The organism is Marinilabilia sp. (assembly GCF_016278715.1).
In the GTDB taxonomy this organism is placed as follows: domain Bacteria; phylum Bacteroidota; class Bacteroidia; order Bacteroidales; family Marinilabiliaceae; genus Marinilabilia.
On the sequence record NZ_JADQBH010000250.1, the window covers coordinates 1 to 3,800 of the forward strand.

Sequence of the window (3,800 nt, forward strand, 5' to 3'; positions counted from 1 at the left end):
ACCCCTCCCAGGGAGGGGGACAAAAAGACCTTCGCACTGTGGGTGTTTGAACCCCTCCGGAACAAAGACGGTAAGCTCTGTGCTCCTCTGTGGGCCCTGTGGTTATATTAAACCCGGCGTGATCGGGTATTTTAATTTTTCCACAGAGGGCACGGGGGAACACAGAGAGATTATCTTCCGTCACCTCTGACCATCGTTCGAATGGTTTTCAAAAAAATAACAAAATCAAGTTTCAGCGACCAGCTGTCAATATATTGAAGATCCATCTTCATCCATTCATCGAAGGGAATGTTGTTGCGACCCGACACCTGCCATATACAGGTAATTCCCGGTTTCATCGATAACCGCCGAAGCTGCCAGCTCTCATACTGTCGAACCTCATCGGGCAGCGGGGGACGTGGCCCCACCACAGACATATCTCCGGTGAGCACATTAAAAAACTGTGGAAGTTCATCCAGACTGGTTTTGCGCAAAAAGTGACCCACCCGGGTAATACGCGGGTCTTTGGAAATCTTAAATACCGGCCCGTCCATCTCGTTTTGCTCCATCAGCTTCATTTTCAACTCCTCGGCATTACTGACCATGGTACGGAATTTATAGACATTAAACTTTCTTCCCCTGAGCCCAACCCTCTTTTGTGAAAAGAAAACAGGCCCTTTAGAATCAACCTTAATGGCCAGTGCCAGAAAAATAAACAATGGAGAAAAAACCACGACCACAAAGACAGAAAAAAGAAAATCAAACAGCTCCTTCATCCTTAGTTCCAGGTAATTAAGCGGGGTATTGGAAATGGTCAGAAGAGGTGTGGTACCGAAGTAGTGCAAATGCGTTTTATTGGTCAACATATTAAAGAACGAGGAGTACATCCTAAAAACCACCCCTAACTCAGAAGTAATCGATAACAATCGTTCTATCTCCTTCTGATCGGCCCCCTCTTTGCAGTAAATAAGTTCATCGATGGTCTTCTCTCTTAAAAGTCCCTCCACATCCGTATCGTTGGTCAGAAAGGGTGCCACGGAACCAAACTCCTGCTCCAGTTCCTCTGTGCCAATAATGGCTGTTACCCGGTATCCCCACTCTTTCATTTTCACCATCTGGCGTAAAAAACTCCGCGCACTGTTGTCACCAATTACCACCACATTGGAAGTATTATGCCCCTTTGCACGTGCCCTCTTCAGGAAAGAATAGTTAAAAACCTTAACAAGAAAAGTAAGCGCCAAGTCAATGGCTCCAAAATAGAGTAACAAACGCAAGCCGATGGAATGAAGGTTTAATGCCCACACCGACATGGCCAGAAAGGCTGTTCCGGAAGTTGCCAGACTCAGACAGGCAAAGAGCACAGCAGAATAAGGTCTGGAACGGTAAAGCTGATTCAGGCGAAAGGTTCTGGCCAGAATATACCACAGAGCTACAATCACAAAGTGCAGAATAATGGAGTCTTTGTTTTGAAAAGGCATCAAATAACCTTTCTCAATCAAAACAGCAATATTAAAACTCACCAATGCGATGATAACATCAACAATAGCAAGCAATCGGTTTACGACTTTAGCTTTTTCCCTTAGCATACTTTCCCTTTGATCAGAATATTCAAATTTATAGTTTTTTCACTCTTTTCTTAACAAATAGAAATTATTTTTATCTCGACTTAATTATTACAGACCTAACTTTTTCCCCAAAAAGGGATTTCATCCCTAAACCCCTGATCCCGATTATGGTTTTGTAAGGTTTTGATTTTCCAAAACCAACAAAAACCTATTTCGAAACAAAAACCTTATTTACTTGATCATTGCTACACTCAGCATTGTTCTAACAACCTTGTTTTTAGGCTCACCTGCCAAGGTCAATGTCTAACAGCTCAATCCCTTTTGTTAAAACAACCTAAAGGTAACAGCTGTTTTTACACCAAAAGAATGATAAATATCTCCTCCGTCGTAAAACAGGTCAACCCCGGCAGAAAGCCCCTCAATTTTTGAAGGGGCCCAGGAAATTCCGGCCATGGTGTACCACTGGTCGCGGCCACCTTTAAACCAGTAATCCGCCTTTTCATTCCAATTGTACCGACCGCCTTCATATTGTTCGTAATAAGTCCCGAAATTGCGTGACCAGGTGATCTTCATTTTCCAGGAAAGAGCTTCGTTAAGCTGTCCCCGCCCCCCAAGATGCAAGCCACTGAAACGATCGTTAATAATTTCTACTCTGTCATTAAATTCCATTCCGGAACGAATTGCCAGCATCTGTGCGCGGGTCATGTTCAGCGGACTGCCCATAATGTGGCCCTCCCGACTCCAGCCTGCCGGATACATTCCGTTGTTCATGTAACCGTCACGACCACCGAAATCATTTCCGTGATTGAGCTCATCTTCCAGAATATCCTTAAATTCGTCAAGCGACAAAGGATGATCGGGAACAATGCCAAAATTCTCCTCTACAAAACCGTTTTTATCTTCTACCTGCTTGGGGAAAATAATCCCGTTCAAATAAGGATCGGGAGTGCCGTTACCACTCTGATAGGTCGTCTGGAACCACTCAAAAGTCAGATTGGTGAGCCATGAAGTTTCTGTTGGGTGCCAGTCAACCCCAAATATATGGTCACTGTTGCCCTGCCAGAAAAGCATCCCGGAACCATCAGAAAAAGGAATCTGGTAATAAATGTTGATATACCCGTGTTGAGTCTCCAAACGAGTTCCGAAATCATACATTCCCATGTGAGCGCCTGCGGCATTCGTCGCCTCTCCTCCTCCAATTTTGTCACTGCCTTTACCAAAAAAGGTGGGCCAAAAATCGATGGGAATATCCACTCCGTTTCGCTGGCCTCCAAACAAAGTACTGTGATTCAATCCCCCATAAAGATTCCACCTCCCCGGATTGATGCGCAAATAGGCATATTTCTCATGTAGCAGCACATCTCCACTCAGTGGCTGGTCGGTCAACCAGGCCTGTGAGATGCCTCCGCGGACTTCCGCAAAGCCGTTGGTAAAAGGAATGGGGGTATATTCTGAAAGTTCGAACGTAACACGGGGAACGGGGCGAAAATTGGTCCCGAAAAGGTAACTGCCGGTGCCCATATTGGATTCCGTAAAAACCGGATCGAATAGGTGCTTTCCCCCTTTCAACGACCAGCTCTTCCACTGTATCTCTCCCCAACCTGAATGCAAAAAAGCATCGCCGTAACCGGTAGCGTAATCCATTTCGACCCCGGCTGAAAGTGTCCAGTCATTTTTAAAATCCCCGGAAATCCCTGCTGCGGCCGTGACCAATGTCTGACTACCGGCAAGGTTGTTCCATCGGCCCTCCTGCAGGGCAACGGACCATAAAGGAGGCAATTCGCCATTGTGAAGGATGACTTCGGCCGAAGCCGTTCCGTTCACTTTTACACTGTCTTGTCCCCTCGCCTGGAAAAAAAAGGCAAGGCAAAAGAAGGTGATGAATGTTATCCTGTGTGAAGTAGTCATTTGTGTCGAGGGATTAGTACTCCACTGCAAAGATAATTTTTTTTATTCCTCCCGAAAAGAAGAAAGCCATTCATGTCACGTTTGACCGAATGGCTTTCTTATTGTCCTATTTTTTAATTTTAAACCAACTAATCACATGAGAAAAGTATGCCAAAAGAAGAAAAGGGGGTTGTTTTTAAGGTTTTTTAATCTTTCACCATTGATACCTTGCTCTTTTCAAGCCTATTGAGGTTTCCAGGAATCAGAAGACCCTAGCACAGAAGTGCTCGTTCCCGAACACGGAGTGTACGGAAAGGGGCCTTTGGGCCTCCCCTAGCCCCTCCCAGGGAGAGGAATTGCCTCCCCTAG

At 45.4% G+C, this 3,800-nt stretch carries 2 protein-coding genes; both read right to left on the bottom strand.

The features are described 5' to 3' along the window. Positions 1 to 170: 170 nt before the first annotated feature. Entirely contained in the window at positions 171 to 1,565 is a 1,395-nt protein-coding gene (locus QZZ43_RS15455; protein WP_291861286.1) for a sugar transferase, read from the bottom strand. A gap of 303 nt (positions 1,566 to 1,868) precedes the next feature. Beyond that, positions 1,869 to 3,452 (bottom strand): capsule assembly Wzi family protein, encoded by a 1,584-nt coding sequence (locus QZZ43_RS15460; RefSeq protein WP_291861287.1) that lies wholly within the window; start codon positions 3,450 to 3,452, stop codon positions 1,869 to 1,871. Between the last annotated feature and the right edge of the window lie 348 nt (positions 3,453 to 3,800).

Excerpts from the sequence above, each read along its gene's own strand:
- QZZ43_RS15455 (WP_291861286.1), bottom strand. The coding sequence starts at position 1,565 with ATGCTAAGGGAAAAAGCTAAAGTCGTAAACCGATTGCTTGCTATTGTT.
- QZZ43_RS15460 (WP_291861287.1), bottom strand. The coding sequence starts at position 3,452 with ATGACTACTTCACACAGGATAACATTCATCACCTTCTTTTGCCTTGCC.